The sequence below is a fragment of the Mycolicibacterium chubuense genome (assembly GCF_001044255.1).
Classification (GTDB): Bacteria; Actinomycetota; Actinomycetes; order Mycobacteriales; family Mycobacteriaceae; genus Mycobacterium; species Mycobacterium chubuense.
Genome location: NZ_JYNX01000056.1, coordinates 27,020 through 45,229 on the forward strand (window position 1 = coordinate 27,020; position 18,210 = coordinate 45,229).

General features: G+C 69.8%; 19 protein-coding genes and 3 pseudogenes. 18 read left to right on the forward strand and 4 right to left on the reverse strand.

Going from position 1 to position 18,210, the window contains the following annotated elements:
- The 3 genes and pseudogenes from MCHUDSM44219_RS31145 to MCHUDSM44219_RS17780 form a co-directional block, all read left to right on the forward strand.
- Positions 1–655: pseudogene (locus MCHUDSM44219_RS31145) on the forward strand (baeRF2 domain-containing protein); the annotation flags it as partial.
- A gap of 16 nt (positions 656–671) precedes the next feature.
- A pseudogene (locus MCHUDSM44219_RS17775) lies at positions 672–1,318 on the forward strand (dienelactone hydrolase family protein); the annotation flags it as partial.
- A gap of 79 nt (positions 1,319–1,397) precedes the next feature.
- A complete protein-coding gene (locus MCHUDSM44219_RS17780; RefSeq protein ID WP_048419651.1) occupies positions 1,398–1,832 on the forward strand; it encodes a CBS domain-containing protein in 435 nt (144 codons plus the stop codon).
- 18 nt (positions 1,833–1,850) lie between these two features.
- Here MCHUDSM44219_RS17780 and MCHUDSM44219_RS17785 read toward each other — a convergent pair whose 3' ends face one another.
- Positions 1,851–2,690, reverse strand: coding sequence for a universal stress protein (locus MCHUDSM44219_RS17785; RefSeq protein WP_048419582.1), 840 nt, complete (start codon positions 2,688–2,690; stop codon positions 1,851–1,853).
- Between the two features lie 130 nt (positions 2,691–2,820).
- On the opposite strand from MCHUDSM44219_RS17785, the gene MCHUDSM44219_RS17790 reads away from it, so the two are divergent.
- The 3 genes from MCHUDSM44219_RS17790 to MCHUDSM44219_RS17800 all read left to right on the forward strand — a co-directional run bounded on the left by MCHUDSM44219_RS17790 (position 2,821) and on the right by MCHUDSM44219_RS17800 (position 3,922).
- Complete coding sequence (locus MCHUDSM44219_RS17790; RefSeq protein ID WP_048419583.1) at positions 2,821–3,291, forward strand: DUF5709 domain-containing protein; 471 nt, start codon at positions 2,821–2,823, stop codon at positions 3,289–3,291.
- On the forward strand, positions 3,282–3,560 hold the full coding sequence (locus tag MCHUDSM44219_RS17795) for an ANTAR domain-containing protein (RefSeq protein WP_048419584.1): 279 nt from the start codon (positions 3,282–3,284) through the stop codon (positions 3,558–3,560). The genes MCHUDSM44219_RS17790 and MCHUDSM44219_RS17795 overlap by 10 nt, the downstream gene beginning before the upstream one ends.
- Before the next feature lie 113 nt (positions 3,561–3,673).
- Positions 3,674–3,922: an Rv2628 protein family gene (locus tag MCHUDSM44219_RS17800; protein WP_236695505.1), complete on the forward strand. Its 249-nt coding sequence runs from the start codon at positions 3,674–3,676 to the stop codon at positions 3,920–3,922.
- Positions 3,923–3,926: 4 nt separating this feature from the next.
- Here MCHUDSM44219_RS17800 and MCHUDSM44219_RS17805 read toward each other — a convergent pair whose 3' ends face one another.
- Positions 3,927–4,604 (reverse strand): SRPBCC family protein, encoded by a 678-nt coding sequence (locus MCHUDSM44219_RS17805; RefSeq protein WP_048419586.1) that lies wholly within the window; start codon positions 4,602–4,604, stop codon positions 3,927–3,929.
- Positions 4,605–4,741: 137 nt separating this feature from the next.
- Here MCHUDSM44219_RS17805 and MCHUDSM44219_RS17810 point away from each other — a divergent pair, with 137 nt between their 5' ends.
- From MCHUDSM44219_RS17810 to MCHUDSM44219_RS17835, 6 genes are all read left to right on the forward strand, one after another.
- Positions 4,742–5,086: an Hsp20/alpha crystallin family protein gene (locus tag MCHUDSM44219_RS17810; protein ID WP_048419587.1), complete on the forward strand. Its 345-nt coding sequence runs from the start codon at positions 4,742–4,744 to the stop codon at positions 5,084–5,086.
- A 76-nt stretch (positions 5,087–5,162) separates the two neighbouring features.
- On the forward strand, positions 5,163–5,846 hold the full coding sequence (locus MCHUDSM44219_RS17815; protein WP_048419588.1) for a hypothetical protein: 684 nt from the start codon (positions 5,163–5,165) through the stop codon (positions 5,844–5,846).
- 39 nt (positions 5,847–5,885) lie between these two features.
- Complete coding sequence (locus MCHUDSM44219_RS17820; protein ID WP_048419589.1) at positions 5,886–7,550, forward strand: NAD(P)/FAD-dependent oxidoreductase; 1,665 nt, start codon at positions 5,886–5,888, stop codon at positions 7,548–7,550.
- An 80-nt stretch (positions 7,551–7,630) separates the two neighbouring features.
- Entirely contained in the window at positions 7,631–9,091 is a 1,461-nt protein-coding gene (locus tag MCHUDSM44219_RS17825) for an ATP-binding protein (RefSeq protein ID WP_048419590.1), read from the forward strand.
- Positions 9,088–9,915, forward strand: coding sequence for an LLM class F420-dependent oxidoreductase (locus MCHUDSM44219_RS17830; protein ID WP_082162267.1), 828 nt, complete (start codon positions 9,088–9,090; stop codon positions 9,913–9,915). Before MCHUDSM44219_RS17825 ends, MCHUDSM44219_RS17830 begins: the two co-directional genes overlap by 4 nt.
- 19 nt (positions 9,916–9,934) lie before the next feature.
- Positions 9,935–10,789 (forward strand): LLM class F420-dependent oxidoreductase, encoded by an 855-nt coding sequence (locus MCHUDSM44219_RS17835; RefSeq protein ID WP_048419592.1) that lies wholly within the window; start codon positions 9,935–9,937, stop codon positions 10,787–10,789.
- Here MCHUDSM44219_RS17835 and MCHUDSM44219_RS17840 read toward each other — a convergent pair.
- Positions 10,780–11,424 carry an LpqN/LpqT family lipoprotein gene (locus MCHUDSM44219_RS17840; protein WP_048419593.1) on the reverse strand — a complete coding sequence of 215 codons (645 nt, stop codon included), beginning with the start codon at positions 11,422–11,424 and terminating at the stop codon, positions 10,780–10,782. The genes MCHUDSM44219_RS17835 and MCHUDSM44219_RS17840 overlap by 10 nt on opposite strands.
- 91 nt (positions 11,425–11,515) lie before the next feature.
- On the opposite strand from MCHUDSM44219_RS17840, the gene rfbB reads away from it, so the two are divergent.
- Together rfbB and rfbC are read left to right on the forward strand one after the other, a co-directional pair.
- Entirely contained in the window at positions 11,516–12,511 is a 996-nt protein-coding gene (gene rfbB, locus MCHUDSM44219_RS17845; RefSeq protein ID WP_048419594.1) for a dTDP-glucose 4,6-dehydratase, read from the forward strand.
- The gene (gene rfbC, locus MCHUDSM44219_RS29070; protein ID WP_048419595.1) at positions 12,508–13,128 is read left to right on the forward strand and encodes a dTDP-4-dehydrorhamnose 3,5-epimerase; all 621 of its coding nucleotides are present in this window, start codon (positions 12,508–12,510) and stop codon (positions 13,126–13,128) included. Before rfbB ends, rfbC begins: the two co-directional genes overlap by 4 nt.
- Positions 13,129–13,237: 109 nt before the next feature.
- Here the strand turns inward: rfbC and MCHUDSM44219_RS31635 are convergent.
- Positions 13,238–14,047 (reverse strand): annotated as a pseudogene (locus tag MCHUDSM44219_RS31635) (copper resistance D family protein); the annotation flags it as partial.
- A gap of 159 nt (positions 14,048–14,206) precedes the next feature.
- On the opposite strand from MCHUDSM44219_RS31635, the gene MCHUDSM44219_RS17860 reads away from it, so the two are divergent.
- From MCHUDSM44219_RS17860 to mmsB, 4 genes are all read left to right on the forward strand, one after another.
- Complete coding sequence (locus tag MCHUDSM44219_RS17860) at positions 14,207–14,455, forward strand: hypothetical protein (RefSeq protein WP_048419596.1); 249 nt, start codon at positions 14,207–14,209, stop codon at positions 14,453–14,455.
- 166 nt (positions 14,456–14,621) lie between these two features.
- Complete coding sequence (locus MCHUDSM44219_RS17865; protein ID WP_048419597.1) at positions 14,622–16,154, forward strand: CoA-acylating methylmalonate-semialdehyde dehydrogenase; 1,533 nt, start codon at positions 14,622–14,624, stop codon at positions 16,152–16,154.
- A 5-nt stretch (positions 16,155–16,159) separates the two neighbouring features.
- A complete protein-coding gene (locus MCHUDSM44219_RS17870) occupies positions 16,160–17,323 on the forward strand; it encodes an acyl-CoA dehydrogenase family protein (protein ID WP_048419598.1) in 1,164 nt (387 codons plus the stop codon).
- Positions 17,324–17,336: 13 nt separating this feature from the next.
- Positions 17,337–18,209: a 3-hydroxyisobutyrate dehydrogenase gene (gene mmsB, locus MCHUDSM44219_RS17875; RefSeq protein WP_048419599.1), complete on the forward strand. Its 873-nt coding sequence runs from the start codon at positions 17,337–17,339 to the stop codon at positions 18,207–18,209.
- The last annotated feature ends 1 nt before the right edge of the window (position 18,210 follow it).

The following is an 18,210-nucleotide window of genomic DNA, read 5'->3' on the forward strand; positions in this document are numbered from 1 at the left end:
CGGCGACACGCAGCACAGCGCCGAGGAGGCGGTGCGGATGAACGTGCGGGCCATCGTCGATCGGATCACCGAACTGGCCGATCGAACCCATGCCGAACTCGTGTTCGTCTGCGGCGAGGTCCGGTCCCGGTCGGATGTGCTGTCAGAATTGCCGCACCGCATCGCCACCCGCGTCGTCTCACTTCCTGCCCGCGCGGAGGGCGGGCGCGCTGACGAGCGCGAGTTCGCCGGTCTGCTCGACGCCGAAATCGCCCGGCGCTGTCGCGACCGGGTCGCCATGGTCGTGGCCCGGTACCAGTCGGAGACCGGGCGCGAGTCGGGCCTGGCCGTGCAGGGGCTGCCGGCGGTCTGCACGGCGCTGCGAGACGGCGCGGTGGAGACCCTGATCATCGGCGACCTGGGAAACGCGACGCTGGTGGCCGGCGACGACCCGACCGTGGTCGCGCCGGACGCCGACGCCCTGTCGCAGTTCGGCGAGGCGCCGCGCCGGGTCGCCCTGGCCGACGAGGTCCTGCCGTTCGTCGCCATCGCCACCGACGCGGCGGTGGTGATCGCAGACCAGGACCTCGCCGTGGCCGACGGGGTCGCCGCGGTGCTGCGGTACCCGCAGACCGACGCCCTGTCGACGATCACCGACCACGCCGAGAATCGATAGGACGCTGATGCAACGGCGCGACGAGGACGTCGAGGTCCGGGTTGCGGGTGCCACGGTGGCCGGTCACCTGATCGTCCCCGCACACGCGCTGGGGATCGTGGTGTTCGCCCACGGCAGCGGCAGCAGCCGACACAGTCCGCGCAACCGCTACGTCGCCGAGGTGCTCAACCAGGCGGGCATCGCCACGCTCCTGTTCGATCTGCTGACACCCGACGAGGAGCGAGATCGGGCCAATGTCTTCGACATCGGGCTGCTGGCGTCCCGACTGGTCGACGTCACCCTGTGGCTGGCCGGTCAGCCCGCCACCAGGACGCTGCGAGTCGGCTATTTCGGCGCCAGCACCGGCGGTGGCGCCGCTGTGGCCGCCGCGGCCGATCCCCGCGTGGCGGTCTCGGCCGTGGTGTCTCGCGGCGGCCGGCCGGACCTCGCCGGCTCGGCACTGTCACGCATCACCGCGCCGACCCTGCTGATCGTCGGTGGCCGCGACCTCGAGGTGCTGGATCTCAACCGCCGGGCGCAACAGGCGATGGAGGCCGCCGACTGCACAGTGGCCGTCGTCCCCGGCGCCACTCATCTGTTCGAGGAGCCGGGCGCCCTGGAAAGGGTGGCCGTGCTGGCCAGGGACTGGTTCGTCGACCATCTGACGGCAAGGGTCCAACTGCCCTAGACCCTCGTGGCCGGCCGGCCGACCATGGGACAGACGAGGCGCACGCCCAGCGCTCCGGTACCGGAGGAGAACACCGTGACCACTGCCCGAGACATCATGCATGCCGGCGCCACCTGCGTCGGAGAACACGAGACATTGACCGCCGCGGCGCGGCACATGGCCGAACTGGGGGTCGGGGCACTGCCGATCTGCGGGGACGACGAGCGGCTGCACGGAATGATCACCGATCGCGACATTGTGATCAAATGCCTTGCGGCGGGCCATGATCCCGACGCGATGACCGCCGGGGAGCTCGCGCAGGGGCTCACCTATCACGTCGATGCAGACGACGGAATCGACGACATGCTCAACGTCATGGAGGAGCACCAGGTCCGCCGGCTCCCCGTGATCGACGATCACCGCCTCGTCGGAATCGTCAGCGAGGCCGACATCGCCCGGCATCTGCCGGAGCACGCCATCGTCAGCTTCGTCAGAGCAATCTGTTCTCCGAAGTCGATCACCAGCCACTGACCGCACCTGACCGGTCGCTCAGGTGCGGCGCGCGACGATCACCGGGGCGCGCACGTCGCGCACCACCGCGGTGCTCACCGAACCGAGCAGAACACCGGCCAGTGCACCGCGGCCGTGACTGCCGACGACCACCAGCTGGGCGCGCTCGCCCTGGATGAGCAACTGGCGGGCCGGGCTCTCGAAGCGGATCAACCGGTGCACCGCCACGCCGGGGTGACGTTCACACAACGGTGCCAACGCCGTGTCGAGCTGGTATTCCGCCTCCTCCTGCTTCGCCGCCACCTCGGCCCGGTTGGCCGACGGGCCCCCGACCCCGTCGCACACATACATCGCGACGACGTCCACGCCGCGCCACGCCGCCTCCTCGAACGCGATCTCCGCGGCCTGCACCGAGTGGCGTGACCCGTCGACGCCGACCAGGACGGGCCGGCGCCTGGCGCTCGCCGACACCGTGGGATCGGCGTGCACCACCGCCACCGGACACCGGGCGTGGTGCAGCACCCCGGCGCTCACCGACCCGAGCAGACGATGCATTCGCGTGGAGCCGCCGTGGCGCCCGAGCACGACCATCGCCGCGTTCGCAGACAGGTCGGTGAGCGTCGACACCGGGTCCCCGGCAAGCCGCGCGCTGCCGATCTCGAGCTCTTCGCCGGCCGCCTCCGCCGAGGCGGCGGACACCGCGTCGGAGACGATGCCGTCGAGGGCCGCCTCGGCTGCGTCCTCTGAGGCGACATGCACGACCCCGAGCGGCACGCGACGCATGCGCGCCTCGGCGACGGCCCACCGAACCGCCGCCATCGCCGACGGCGATCCGTCCGCACCGACCACCACTCCCGCCGAACAGATCCCATCGGACATCGCCGTCTCCTGACGCAGTTGATGCCAGCGACGTTACGAATCACCGGCCCATCACGCAGGAGTCAAGAGCTGGCACAACGAGTGCCGATAGTCCCTATCTCGGGGCGGATCGGGTGGCCACAGTGGACACATGACCATGAGGAATCACGTGACCGGACCCGCGGCAGGTGAGTACGACATCGATCCGGAGAATCAACTCGAGCCGGAGGACACGCTGATCGACCGGGGCGGTGCAGATCTCCTCGACGAGGGTTACTCCCCACCCGAACAGCCCTACGCACCGGGAGCTTTCGGCTCCTTCGAGACCCTCGAGCAACGGCTCGCCGAGGAGGAACCGGACCCGGCGGCGCGGGTGAACGTGTTGTTCGACGATGCCGAGCAGCAGCTCTCGGACGAGTCCGAACGCGCCGACGAGTTCCCGCGCCGAGACGAGGTGGGCCGCAGACGGGCCGGCCGGCTGCTGGCGCCGGACCGGGGTTTCGGGGAGGACGACGAGGCGGAGATGGTGGCCGAGGACGTGGGCATCGACGGCGGTGCCGCATCGGCCGAGGAGGCCGCGGTCCACCTCATCGACGACGATGCGGACGGCTCATGGCGGTGATTCCGACGCGTCGCGACGGGCGCCGCACCCTGTGCGCGGCCGAAGGCGTGGTGGCGGTCCTGCGGCAGTGCAGTCTCGATGATGCTTTCGGCGATATCGTGCGTACCGCCCAGCGTCACAACGTCGCTCCGTTGCGACTCGCCGAGGCCCTTCTCGCCGCAACCCAGTGCGACACCGGCGCCGACGCCGATCCGACGGCGACGCAGGTGGTCGAGCAGACGTGGGGCGACCTGCTTCGAACCGCCCGGCTGCTCACACCGTGTCTCTAGAGAGCACCGAAGGACCAAAGCACTCATCGATAGGGCTATTTCGGCCTTAACGCCCGCTTCGGCCCGGTGGTGTGATCGAAGGATCGCGATGAGGGGAGCCGACGATGAAGTCGATGAGCCGACTGGCACGTCACGCGCACCCGGCCTCCCCGACCTACCTGCTCACCGATCGGCTGCACCGCGAACGCACCGTCCGCGTCACCGCCGACGAGATCACCGCCACCGTGTCGACATGGCTCGCCCCGCTCGAGGTGCAGACTCCCCTGGTCGACGAACTGTGCCGGTCGATCCAAGACGGCGCCTGGTCGCAGGCCCACGCGATCGCCGACATGCTGTCGCTCGACGTCACGGTCGCGGCCTGACTCGTCAGCTGACTCCGTGCAACCGCGCGCTGGCCGTCGCCGCCGACGCCTCGGCTTGGCGCGCCCGTTCGGCCCGCCGCTTGATCCCGATCAGCATGCCGCGCGTGACCAGGGCGCGCGCCGGCCCGAACAGCTCCGCGAACACCACTTCCCCCGGATGGCGCAACGCCAGCCGGGATCGGATCAGCAGGCGGCACTGGTCGTCGCCGCGCGGCGAGAGGTGAAACGACCACACCACATCCCAGGCCCGGCGCGCGGACTCGGCACGCAGCACGACGGTGCGCCCCTCGACGATGTCGACGACGCGCAGCGCGACACCGTCGGTGATGCCGAGCCAGCGCCTCGGCACCAACCGGACCGTGTCCCCGACCGTGAGGTGTTGCCATTCCGGATGCACTGTGTCCGCGTTGCGGTACTGCAGCCCAACGAGATTCTCCATCGCCTCGAAGCTGTACAGGCCGCCGCGGTCCTGGCCCATCTGCACCAGCCAGGGCCACACCTGCTCGGCCGGGGCGTCGATCGACACGCCCTCGGTGGCCTGCAGCAGCGGCGCGCGCACCAGGTCGTCGCCCGGCAGCGAGGCACCGGCTTCGGCTTTCGTCGTACCCCAGTCGCGGAAATAGCGGCGGGCCGCGTAGAGCACCCCGGCTGCGGCGAGCATCGTCACCAGTCTGTCGGTCATCTCCCCAGCGTGGTCGGCCGCAGGTCGCCGCGGCTAGGGCCAGTGGTCCTCTCGCGGGCCGGCACGGGTCCCGCCGACCAACGGCCCCCCTCTGTGGGACTTCGGTCCCTAGTGCGCGCCGGAGCGCGGGTGGTCGGATGGACCCCATGGGCGAGGCGTGGGGCATCAAGGTCGAAGACGACATCGCCGACGGCACATACCAATTGCACGCCGAGCTCCCCGGTATCGATCCCGCGGAGGACGTCGACGTCATCGTCGGCGACGGCGTGCTCACGATCACGGCCGAGCGCACCGACACCAAGGATGCGCACGGGCGCTCGGAGTTCAGCTACGGCTCGTTCACCCGCTCGGTGACGTTGCCGTCCGGCGCCGACGAAGCGGCCATCACCGCCAGCTACGACAAGGGCATCCTCACCGTCACCGTTCCCCTCGAGGAACCGGTGACCCCCGAGAGGCTTGTCGCGGTCGAGTCGGCCGGGTGACCTGGTCGCGGCCCCGGGTGCGTCCCACACCCCGCCCCGGGGCCGCGGCCTCCCCCCACGTGCAGAGGAGACCACCATGGGACGGCAGCGACCGGTTCTCGCCGATGTGATGGCGGTCGTGGGTGTCGCCGCCCTGTATCGCCGTCACGTCGCGCCCTGGATGTACACCTGGGGTGCGCGCCCCGACGAGGTGCGGGCCACCCTGCCCGGCGACGAGCTCGTCGCCCCCGATGCGTGCCGGACCACCCGGGCCCTCACGATCGACGCCCCGCGCCGCGACGTGTGGGCCTGGCTGGTCCAGCTCGGCGAGGGCCGCGGCGGGTTCTACAGCTACTCACTGCTCGAACGCGCGGTAGGCGCCGACATTCACAACGCCGACGAGATCCGCCCCGAATGGCAGCGACTCGACGTCGGCGACACGATCTGGCTGGCGCGCCGCTACGGACCCGGGGCACGCCAGATCGTCGCGGCGGTCGAACCCGGATCGCACCTCGTGCTGGTCTCCCCCGCCGACTACGAGCGGCTGCAACGCGGCGACAAGGCGTCCGGTTGCTGGTCCTTCGTGCTGCGACGCGAGCAGAACTGGACCCGGCTGCTGGTGCGTGGCAGCGGCAGACCGGTCGGGCACATCTGGTTCGACATCCCGCACTTCGTGATGGAGCAGAAGATGATGCGCGGCATCGCCGCGCGCGCCCAGCGAACGCACCGTAGCCAGGTCGTCGACGCCATCCGCACCGAGCATCCGGCCGGAGTGGGCTGAGCCGATATCGGCTGGACAGCGGGCGCATAATTGGTCTCGATGACAGGCCCTGCCGCAGCGCCCCGTAAACCCGTGATCTTGACCGTCGACGACGACCCCGCGGTCTCCCGCGCGGTCGCCCGCGACCTTCGCCGCCACTACGGCGAGAAGTTCCGCATCGTCCGCGCCGAATCGGGGCCGGACGCGCTGGAAACCCTCAACGAACTCAAGCTGCGCGGCGAGACCGTCGCCGTGTTCGTCGCCGACTACCGGATGCCGCAGATGAGCGGCATCGAATTCCTCGAAGCGGCGATGGACATCTTCCCGATGGCCCGCCGCGTGCTGCTCACCGCGTACGCCGACACCCACGCCGCGATCGACGCGATCAACGTCGTCGACCTCGACCACTATCTGCTCAAGCCGTGGGATCCGCCGGAGGAGAAGCTCTACCCGGTGATCGACGCGCTGATCGAGGCCTGGCGCGCCACCGGCGAACGCGCGATCCCGCACACCAAGATCATCGGTCACCCGTGGAACGCCCGATCCTCCGAGGTGCGCGAGTTCCTTGCCCGAAATCGCTTGTACTACAGCTGGTTCCGGTCCGACGAGCCCAAAGGCGCGGCACTGCTGGAGGCCGCGGGCCAGGACGGGATGACGCTGCCGGTGGTGATCACCGAGCAGGGCGAGACGCTGATCGACCCCACCGACGCCGAGCTGGCCGCGACGCTCGGACTGACCACCACGCCGTCCGGAGACTTCTACGACCTGGTGGTCATCGGCGGCGGCCCCGCCGGGTTGGCCGCCGCGGTGTACGGCGCGTCCGAGGGCCTCAGGACCGTGCTCATCGAGCGCACCGCGACCGGCGGGCAGGCCGGCCAGAGCTCCCGCATCGAGAACTACCTCGGTTTCCCCGACGGCCTGTCCGGCGCGCAGCTGGCCGAACGGGCCCGCCGCCAGGCCGAGAAGTTCGACGCCGAGCTGATCACCGCCGCCGAGGTCGTCGCCCTCGAGGTCGACGGCGTCGCCCGCACGGTGCACCTGTCCGACGGCCGCGCCATCGGCACCAGGGCCGTCATCCTGGCGATGGGCGTGGAGTACCGGCAGCTGCCCGCAGAAGGATGCGCGGATCTGACCGGCGCCGGGGTCTACTACGGCGCGACCACGTCGGTGGCCTCCGAATGCGACGACGACGAGGTCTACGTCATCGGCGGCGCGAACTCGGCCGGGCAGGCCGCGATGTACCTGTCGCGCACCGCGAAGTCGGTGACCCTGGTGATCCGGCGCACGCTCGAGGACTCCATGTCGCACTACCTGATCCAGCAGATCCGGTCCCGCGACAACATCAAGGAGATGCCGAACACCGTCGTGCACGCGGTGAAGGGCAACGGCCATCTGGAGGGCATCTGCCTGGAGCACACCGACACCGGTGAGCGCGAGGAGTTCGCCTGCGGCCGCATGTTCATCTTCATCGGCGCCGAACCCCGCACCGACTGGCTCGACGGCGTGGTGGTCCGCGACGACCACGGGTTCATCGTCGCGGGCCCGGACCTGCGCGACATCAGCGGCTGGACGCTGGATCGCCCGCCGCACCACCTGGAGACGAGCGTGCCCGGTGTGTTCGTCGCCGGCGACGTCCGCTCCGAGTCCGCCAAACGGGTGGCCGCCGCGGTCGGCGAAGGGTCGATGGCCGTCATGCTCGTGCACCGCTACCTGGCCGAGACATGATTTTCCAGGGGCGGAATCAACTCCGGGCTGATCGCGTTTCACTACGTCACGGCTGATTGGGCAATCAGGAAGGATCCGACATGGGCGAGAAGTGCCTTCCCGACGAGTTGCGCACCCTGTTCCTGTTCGAGCACCTCAACGACGACCAGCTCGCGACGCTGTGCGCCAACGGCCACATCGCCACGTTCGAGCCCGGCCCCATCCATACCGAGGGTGACCCCGCGACCTGCTTCTACGTGCTGATCGAGGGTGAGCTGGTGATGTCGAAGCGCTCCGGCGGCGTGGACATCGAGACCAACCGGACCTCCCAGCGCGGCGTCTACTGCGGCGCATGGTCGGCCTACATCCCGGGCGAGGAGCACGTCTACCAGGCGTCGGTGCGGGTCACCCGGCCGTCGAAGTTCTTCGTCCTCGACGCGAACGCCTTCGCCGAGTTCATGCAGAAGGAATTCCCGATGGCGGTGCACCTGCTGGAGGGGCACATGGTCGGCGGGCTGCGGCAGCGCCAGATCCTCGGTCAGCGGGAGAAGCTGCTCGCCCTCGGCCAGCTGTCGGCGGGCCTGACCCATCAGCTCAACAACCCGGCCGGTGCGACGGCGCGCGCGGTCGCCGACCTGCGTGAAGGCGTGGGCAAGATGCGGCACAAGTTGGCGATGCTCGCCGACGGCAAGTTCACCCCGGCCGCGCTCAAGGTGCTGGTGAGCATCCAGGACGAGGTGGCCGAGCAGGTGGCCAAGTCGAAGTCCCAGGAGCTCACCGCGCTGGAGACCTCCGACCGCGAAGACCAGATCGGCGACTGGCTCGACGAGCACGGCATCGCCAGCGCGTGGGACTACGCGCCGACGTTCGTCGAGGCCGGACTGGACGTGGACTGGCTGGAGCGGGTGGAGGCGTCCATCGACGACATCGACTGCTCGGCCACCCTGCCCGGCGCGATCGGCTGGCTGAAGTACACGATCGACACCGAACTGCTGATGAACCAGATCGCCGAGGCGAGCAAGCGGATCTCGGCGCTGCTGGCGGGCGCCAAGCAGTACTCGCAGATGGACCGCGCCGAATACCAGAGCGCCAACGTGCACGAGCTGCTGTTCAGCACGATCAAGACGATCTTCGGGGACAAGCTCGGCAAGGACAAGCCGGTCGCCCTGCACTGGGACAAGGACACCTCCCTGCCCGAATTGCTCTGCTACCCGGGCGATCTGAACCAGGTCTGGACGAACATCATCGACAACGCGATACAGGCGATGAACGGCCACGGCAACCTGACGATCCGGACCATGCGGGAGAACGAGACCACGGTGCGGGTGGAGATCTGCGACGACGGGCCGGGAATCCCCGAGGACATCCAGGAGCGCATCTTCACGCCGTTCTTCACCACCAAGCCGTTCGGCGAGGGCACCGGGCTCGGCCTGGACCTCGCGTGGCGCATCGTCGTCGAGAAGCACCACGGCAACCTGTCGGTGCAGTCGCAGCCTGGCGACACCCGGTTCATCGTGTGCCTGCCGTTGGAGGCGCCGGCCCCGCAGCAGGCCACCGCGTGAAGCCCGCGCTGGGCAGGTTCGGATCGTTCGGCCGCGGCGTCACCCCCACCCAGGCCGCGGAGATCGAGGCGCTGGGCTACGGCGCCGTCTGGGTCGGCGGCTCCCCACCCGCCGAACTCGAGTGGGTCGAGCCCCTGCTGGACGCGACCACCACGCTTGCGGTGGCCACCGGCATCGTGAACATCTGGACCGCCGCCCCCGGCCCGGTCGCCGAGTCCTTCCACCGGATCCAGGCCGCGCATCCCGACCGCTTCGTGCTCGGCATCGGCGTCGGCCACCCCGAGGCGCAGCAGGAGTACCGCAAGCCGATCGACGCGCTCACCGACTACCTCGACAAGCTCGACGCGTACGGGGTGCCGCGGGAACGGCGCGTGGTGGCCGCGCTCGGCCCCAAGGTGCTCCAGCTGTCGGCGGCCCGCTCCGCCGGGGCGCACCCGTACCTGACCACTCCGGAACACACCGCCCGCGCCCGCGAATTGATCGGGCCCGAGGCGCTGCTGGCACCCGAGCACAAGGTGGTTCTGACCACCGATCCCGAGCGGGCGCGCGAGGTCGGCCGCAAGGCGCTGGCCGTCTATCTGGACCTGGCCAACTACGTGAACAACTGGAAGCGGCTCGGCTTCGATGATCAAGACGTCGCGAAACCGGGTAGTGACCGTCTGGTGGATGCCGTGGTCGCCTACGGCACCCCCGACCAGATCGCCGCGCGCCTGACCGAACACCTCGACGCCGGCGCCGACCACGTGCCCGTGCAGGTGCTGACGTCGGCCGACACGCTGGTCGGTGGCCTGGCCGAGTTGGCCGGTCCGCTGGGACTGACATGAACCGATGCGAGGAGCAGAAATGACCGAAGGTCCGTCGCTCAAGCCCGCCCTGGGACGCTTCGGCGTGTGGACCGGCGCGCCGGTCACGCCCGAGCAGGCCGCCGACATCGAGAAGCTGGGCTACGGCACGGTGTGGGTGGGCGCCTCGCCGGCGGCCGATCTGGCGTTCGTCGAACCCCTCCTGGAGAAGACGGAGACGCTGCAGGTCGCGACCGGCATCGTCAACATCTGGACCGCCGACGCGGCCGAGGTGGCCGAGTCCTACCACCGCATCGAGAAGGCGTTTCCGGGACGCTTCCTGCTCGGCGTCGGCGTCGGCCATCCCGAACACACCCAGCAGTACACCAAGCCCTACCAGGCGCTGGTCGACTACCTCGACGTGCTCGACAGCGCGAAGGTGCCGACGAGCCGGCGGGTGCTGGCCGCGCTCGGACCCAAGGTGCTCAAGCTGGCCGCCCAGCGCAGCGCGGGCGCCCACCCGTACCTGACCACACCGGTGCACACCGGCCAGGCTCGCGAACTGCTCGGCCCCACCGTGCTTCTCGCGCCGGAGCACAAGGTGGTGCTCACCGACGACGCCGCCGCGGCCCGCGACATCGGACGGCAGACGGTCGACTTCTACCTGGGCCTGTCGAACTACGTGAACAACTGGAAGCGCCTCGGGTTCACCGACGACGACCTCGACCGGCCCGGCAGCGACCGCTTCATCGACGCGGTCGTCGCGTACGGCTCCCCCGACCAGATCGCCGCGCGGCTGACCGAGCATCTGCAGGCCGGGGCCGACCACGTCGCGATCCAGGTGCTCGGCGGCGGTGACGAACTGCTGTCGACGCTCGAGGAACTGGCGGGCCCGCTGGGGCTGGGTCAGGGCTGAATCGTCGTCTGCTCGTCGATCACGGCCATCGCGGCCGTCATCGACTGCTTCTTGTCGAGCGGTCCCTGCGCGTCGAGCGCGAGAAGATAGACGTTCTTCGGCCCGGTGATCACGACGGTTTTGCGCGCGACGAAGGTCGGGGCCCCGTCGATCGTCGCGGTGCCGGCGATCTGCACCGCGTCGAACCCGCCGAGGGTGCTCGGCTGCCCCGTCAGGGGGCCGTCCCACCCGGGCGCCCGCGTCACGGCGGTGGGCGCGTACTCGAGCAGCTTGGCGGCGTCGACATCGCCGTCGAGGCGCGCCATCCGCGCGATGATCGCGGGCGGGTTCGGCGTCTGGCCGGCGGCCTGCAGGTAGATGGCGCCGTAGGCGTCCTTCGGGGTGTTGCGGCCCACGTCCGCCCAACCCGCGGGCATCGGCAGGTGCAGTTGGGGCGCCCCGGGGTCGCTGCGTTTGACCATGGTCTGGGTGATGTCGTTCTGCTCGAGGTACTCGGCGATGGTGAGCGCGGCGGCAGGCGCGGCCGACGTGGCGCTCGCCGACGACGGGGCGGAGTCGCTGTTCTCCCCCGACCCGCACCCGGTCAGCCCGATCGCCACCGCCGCGAATACGCCGATCACTGCCGCTGTCCGCATGTCCTGTCCCCCTTCGTCACGCTGCCGCCGTGACAGCAGACCACAGACGCCGGCCGGTCAAGATCCTTTGCGCCCGATAGGGTCGACAGTCATGCGACTGTTGGTCACCGGAGGCGCCGGCTTCATCGGCGCCAACTTCGTCCATGCCACGGTGCGGGAACGCGACGACGTGCGCGTCACGGTGCTCGACGCGTTCACCTACGCCGGTAGCCGCGAGTCGCTGACTCCGGTGGGTGACGACATGCGGCTGGTCGAGGGCGACATCACCGACGCCGCGCTCGTCGAGAAGCTGGTCGCCGAGTCCGACGCCGTCGTGCACTTCGCCGCCGAGACCCACGTCGACAACGCGCTGGCCGATCCGGAGCCGTTCGTCCGGTCGAACGTGCTGGGCACCTTCACGGTGCTCGAAGCGGTGCGACGCAACAGCGTTCGGCTGCACCACATTTCGACCGACGAGGTGTACGGCGACCTGCCGCTGGGCGACCCGGTCCGGTTCACCGAGGCGACGCCGTACAACCCGTCGAGCCCGTACTCGTCGACCAAGGCCGCGTCCGACATGCTGGTGCGCGCCTGGGTGCGGTCCTACGGTGTCGCCGCGACGCTGTCGAACTGCTCGAACAACTACGGCCCCTATCAGCATGTCGAGAAGTTCATCCCGCGCCAGATCACCAACATCCTGACCGGGCGGCGACCGCGGCTCTACGGGGCCGGGGCCAACGTGCGCGACTGGATCCACGTCGAGGACCACAACAGCGCGGTGTGGCGCATCCTGACCGACGGCACGATCGGCCGGACCTACCTGATCGGCGCCGACGGCGAACGCGACAACCTCACGGTGCTGCGCACGATCCTGCGCCTGATGGACCGCTCCCCCGACGACTTCGACCACGTCACGGACAGGGCCGGGCATGATCTGCGCTACGCGATCGACCCGTCGCCGCTGCGCGACGAGCTGAGCTGGACCCCGTCGCACACCGACTTCGAGGCCGGGCTGCGGGACACCATCGCCTGGTATCGGGACAACGAATCCTGGTGGGCGCCACTGAAGGACGCAGTGGAAGCGCGCTACCGGGTGCGTGAGGGATGAGGGTCCGCGAGCTGGCCGTCGCCGGAGCGTGGGAGCTGACGCCGGTGGTGCACGCCGATCCGCGCGGCGCGTTCTTCGAGTGGTTCACCGACGCGGATTTCACCGCGATGACCGGGCACCGGCTGGACCTGCGGCAGGCCAACTGCTCGGTGTCGCGGGCCGGGGTGCTGCGCGGTGTGCACTTCGCGCAGGTACCGCCGAGCCAGGCCAAGTACGTGACGTGCGTGCGGGGCGCGGTGTACGACGTCGTGGTCGACATCCGGGTCGGCTCACCGACCTTCGGTCGCTGGGATGCGGTCACCCTGGACGACCACGACCACCGCGCCGTCTACCTGTCCGAGGGCCTGGGGCACGCTTTCCTTGCGCTGCAGGACGATTCGGTGGTGACCTACCTGTGCTCGGCGGGTTACGACCCGGCGCGCGAGCACACCGTCAACCCGCTGGACCCGGCGCTGGGCATCGAGTGGCCGTTCGACGGGGAGCTCATCCTGTCCGACCGAGACCGGGCGGCACCGACGCTTGCCCAGGCGCAGACGAGCGGACTGCTTCCGTCGTTCGAGGAGTCCCGGGCGTTCGTGTCGGCACTCGGGTCCCGGCCCACAGCGCCGCCGCGGTGAGCGCGACGAGCACAGCGCCGCAGCCGAACACCGTCAGGTCGAACGGGCCGGCCGCCGGTCCCCCGGCCTGGGTACGGGCCGACCCGCGCAGGAACGGCACGACGGCGAGGACGGCGACCGCGACGGCCGCCTCGCCCGCGACCACGCCCGGGAAGTGGTGCACGGCCAGCCGCAGTGCCGTCCGGGTGTCGCCGTCGGCCTGCGCGGCGCGGAGGCGCGGCAGCAGCACCCGGGTGTTGTAGGCGCCCGCTGCCAGCAGTGCGCCGACGAGCACCAGCTTGACGGACAGATGCCATCCGTACGGCGTGGTGATCAGCTGAGCCGGCGTGCCGACGTGCGTCCAGGCGAGCCACGCCCCGGAGACGATCATCGCGCCGACGCACCACAGCGCCAGCACGCTGAAGCGTTCCCAGGTCCGGGCCCAGTCGTGGGCGCCAGGAGCGTCGTTACGGTCCCGCCGGCTGAGCAGGCCCGCCGCGGCCAGCACGATCAACCCTCCGACCCAGATCAGCGCCCCGAGGACGTGGGTGGCGGTGAGCAGTGCGCGGGGCAGAGCGGCGAGCGACGACGGCATGACGGGAATCAGCGCGCCGAGTGCACCGGCGACCGCGGTGCCGGCGGCCGGCCACGGCGACGGCCGCCACCGGAGCAGGACCAGACCGGCCACGGCCGCCGCGAACGTCGCGGTCTGACCCGGCGAGGGTGTCCGGGCGGTGCAGAACTGCAGCACCGCGCTGCCCGCCACCACCACCGCGGCCGGCAACGCCAGCGTGCGTATCCGCGCTGCGACGGGGCCGTCGCGCACGGCCAGGAACGCCACGGCGATGCCGATGGCCACCGGGAGTGACGCGGCGAAGGTGGACAGGACCGCCGTGAGGATCTCGATCGGCGACGGATCGGGCGGGACGGTTCCGGGCATGGTCACCGACGCTAGGAACCGGGGATGAGAGCGGCGTTGGCGTCGGCTGTGAATCTCTGTGCGTGGCGGCCCTCTGCGCCAGAGCACCGCAAAGTGAACCGAATGACACCGTCATCCGTTTTACTGGGAGTCGGGGTCCATCCGCCGGAGGTATCGATCATGTTTGACGCGACCCGCCCACTCGTCTTTGCTGCCGCCGCGATGCTGACGCTGAGCTTCGGCACCCCCATCGCCAACGCCGAGCCCCCGGCACCCGGCTCCGCCTGCGGCCCCGACAAGGTGATCACGTCCATCAACACCTGCGAGCCGCTCAACTCCTCGTGCACGGGGTACGACGGCATGCTGATCGGCCGAGTGGCTGCCGACGGGCGGTGCGTGATTCCGGGGCTCGACGGCACCCGGTGGTAGCCGGAGAGACTGGCGGTCCGAAGCCAGCCTGAGAGCCCTGCGCCAGGTGCTCACCTCGCTCGAGTAGTGCGTCCACCCCTTCGCGTCCCCGACTCCTCACATCCCTTGTCAGAGCCCGCACCGCATTACTAGGATATGCAAGTATCGACCAGTCGGAAGGCGTCACATGAGCACTCGGAAGACCACTCGGATCCCCCACTTCATCGACGGCAAGCGCAGCGAGCTGGCGTCGGCCCGGACGGCCGACGTGATGAATCCCAGCACCGGCGAGGTGCAGGCACAGGTGCTGCTCGCCAGCAAGGCCGATGTCGACACCGCGGTCGCCTCGGCGGTCGAGGCGCAGAAGCAATGGGCCGCCTGGAACCCCCAGCGCCGCGCCCGCGTGATGATGAAGTTCATCGAGCTGGTCAACGCCAACACCGACGAGCTGGCCGAACTGCTGTCCATCGAGCACGGCAAGACCGTCGCCGACTCGAAGGGCGACATCCAGCGCGGCATCGAGGTGATCGAGTTCGCCATCGGGATCCCGCACCTGCTCAAGGGCGAGTTCACCGAGGGCGCCGGCTCGGGCATCGACGTCTACTCGATCCGTCAGCCCCTCGGCGTCGTCGCCGGCATCACGCCGTTCAACTTCCCCGCGATGATCCCGCTGTGGAAGGCGGGCCCCGCGCTCGCCTGCGGAAACGCGTTCATCCTCAAGCCCTCCGAGCGCGACCCCTCGGTCCCGCTCCGGCTCGCCGAGCTGTTCCTGGAGGCAGGCCTGCCCGCTGGGGTCTTCCAGGTCGTGCAGGGCGACAAGGAGGCCGTCGACGCGATCCTCACCCACCCCGACATCCAGGCCGTGGGCTTCGTCGGCAGCTCCGACATCGCGCAGTACATCTATGCCACCGCCGCCGCCCACGGGAAGCGCTCGCAGTGCTTCGGCGGCGCCAAGAACCACATGATCGTGCTGCCCGACGCCGACCTCGATCAGGCCGTCGACGCGCTGATCGGCGCCGGCTACGGCAGTGCCGGTGAGCGCTGCATGGCGATCAGCGTCGCCGTGCCCGTCGGCAAGGAGACCGCCGACCGTCTCCGCGCGCGGCTGGTCGAACGCGTCAACCAGCTGCGCGTCGGCCACAGCCTGGACCCGAAGGCCGACTACGGCCCCCTGGTGACCGCCGCCGCCCTGGAACGCGTCAAGAGCTACATCGCCCAGGGGGTCGACGCCGGAGCCGAGCTCGTCGTCGACGGCCGCGAGCGCACCACCGACGAACTGAGCTTCGACGATCAGAGCCTCGAGAACGGCTACTTCATCGGGCCCACGCTGTTCGACCACGTCACCCCCGACATGAGCATCTACACCGACGAGATCTTCGGCCCGGTGCTGTGCATCGTGCGCGCTGCGGATTACGAAGAGGCGCTGAGCCTTCCGACCAAGCACGAATACGGCAACGGGGTGGCGATCTTCACCCGGGACGGCGACGCCGCCCGCGATTTCGTGTCCCGAGTGCAGGTCGGCATGGTGGGTGTCAACGTGCCGATCCCGGTTCCGGTGGCCTACCACACGTTCGGCGGCTGGAAGCGGTCCGGCTTCGGCGACCTCAACCAGCACGGCCCCGCGTCGATCCAGTTCTACACCAAGGTCAAGACCGTCACCGAGCGGTGGCCCTCCGGCATCAAGGATGGCGCCGAGTTCGTCATCCCGACAATGAAATAGCGCCTGTGGACCTGTTCAGTCTCGACGACGACGACCGGGTGATCGCCGAGACCGCGGCGGCCTTCGCCGAAAAGCGGCTCGCGCCCTACGCGTTGGAATGGGACGAGACGCACCACTTCCCGACCGACGTGCTGCGGGAGGCGGCCGAACTGGGCATGGCCGCGATCTACTGCCGCGAGGACGTCGGCGGCAGCGGCTTGCGACGCATCGACGCCGTGCGCATCTTCGAGATGCTCGCGACCGCCGATCCGACTGTCGCGGCGTTCCTGTCGATCCACAACATGTGCGCCTGGATGGTGGACAGCTTCGGCACCGAGGAGCAGCGCAAGGCGTGGGTGCCGCGGCTGGCATCGATGGATGCCATCGCCAGCTACTGCCTCACCGAACCGGGGGCCGGCTCGGACGCGGGCGCGTTGCGCACCAAGGCCGTTCGGTCCGGTGACGAGTGGGTGCTCGACGGCGTCAAACAGTTCATCTCCGGCGCCGGCTCGTCCGACGTCTACATCGTGATGGCACGCACCGGAACCGAGGGGCCCAAGGGCATCTCGGCCTTCGTCGTCGACAAGGACACGCCAGGGCTGAGTTTCGGCGCCGAAGAGCAGAAGATGGGCTGGAACGCCCAGCCCACCCGGCAGGTGATCCTCGACGGCGCCCGGGTGCCGGCCGAGGCGATGCTCGGTGGAACCGACGGCGAGGGTGCGGGTTTCGGCATCGCGATGAAGGGCCTCAACGGCGGCCGCATCAACATCGCGGCCTGCTCGCTGGGCGGCGCCCAGGCGGCCTACGACAAGGCCGTCGGCTATCTGGCCGATCGGCAGGCGTTCGGCGGCGCGCTGCTCGACGAGCCGACGATCCGATTCACTCTGGCCGACATGGCCACAGCGCTGGAGACCTCGCGGATGATGCTGTGGCGGGCCGCGACGGCACTCGATGACGACCATCCCGACCGGGTGGAGTTGTGCGCGATGGCCAAGCGCTACGTCACCGATGTGTGCTTCGACGTCGCCGACCAGGCGCTGCAGTTGCACGGCGGTTACGGCTATCTGCGCGAATACGGACTGGAGAAGATCGTCCGCGATCTGCGGGTGCATCGAATCCTGGAGGGCACCAACGAAATCATGCGCGTGGTGATCGGGCGAGCAGCCGCCGCCCGGGCCCGCGCCTCGTGACGGGAGAGCTCAGATGACGACGATCGCGTTCCTGGGACTGGGCAACATGGGCGGGCCGATGGCGGCGAACCTGGTGGCGGCCGGGCACACGGTGCACGGTTTCGATCCGGTGGTCACGCTCCGTGACGCCGCGGCGGAGAAGGGTGCGGCGGTCTACTCCAGCGGCGCCGAGGCGGCCGCCGGCGCCGACGTGGTGATCACGTCACTGCCCAACGGCGACATCGTCAAGGCCGCGTACACCGAGGTGCTGCCCGCCGCCAAGGACGGTGCGCTGCTGATCGACACCTCGACGATCTCCGTCGACGACGCCCGCACGATTCACGCTCAGGCCGGCGAGCGCGGACTCGCGCAGATCGACGCCCCGGTGTCGGGCGGCATCAAGGGAGCGACGGCCGGCACGCTGGCGTTCATGCTCGGCGGCACCAAAGAAGCAGTCGACGCCGCTCGCCCGGTGCTGGAACCCATGGCGGGCAAGATCATCCACTGCGGCGACTCCGGCGCCGGGCAGGCCGCCAAGCTGTGCAACAACATGGTGCTCGCGGTGCAGCAGATCGCGATCGGTGAGGCGTTCGTGCTGGCCGAGAAGCTCGGCCTGCCCGCGCAGTCGCTGTTCGACGTGATCACCGGGGCGACCGGCAACTGCTGGGCGGTGCACACCAACTGCCCGGTGCCGGGGCCGGTTCCGACGTCACCGGCCAACAACGACTTCAAGCCGGGGTTCGCGACGGCGTTGATGAACAAGGATCTCGGGCTCGCGATGGCCGCGGTGGCGTCGACGGGCTCGTCGGCTCCGCTGGGCAGCCACGCCGCCGAGATCTACCGGACGTTCAATGAAGACCACGCCGACAAGGACTTCAGCGCGGTCATCGAGATGCTGCGCGGCTGAA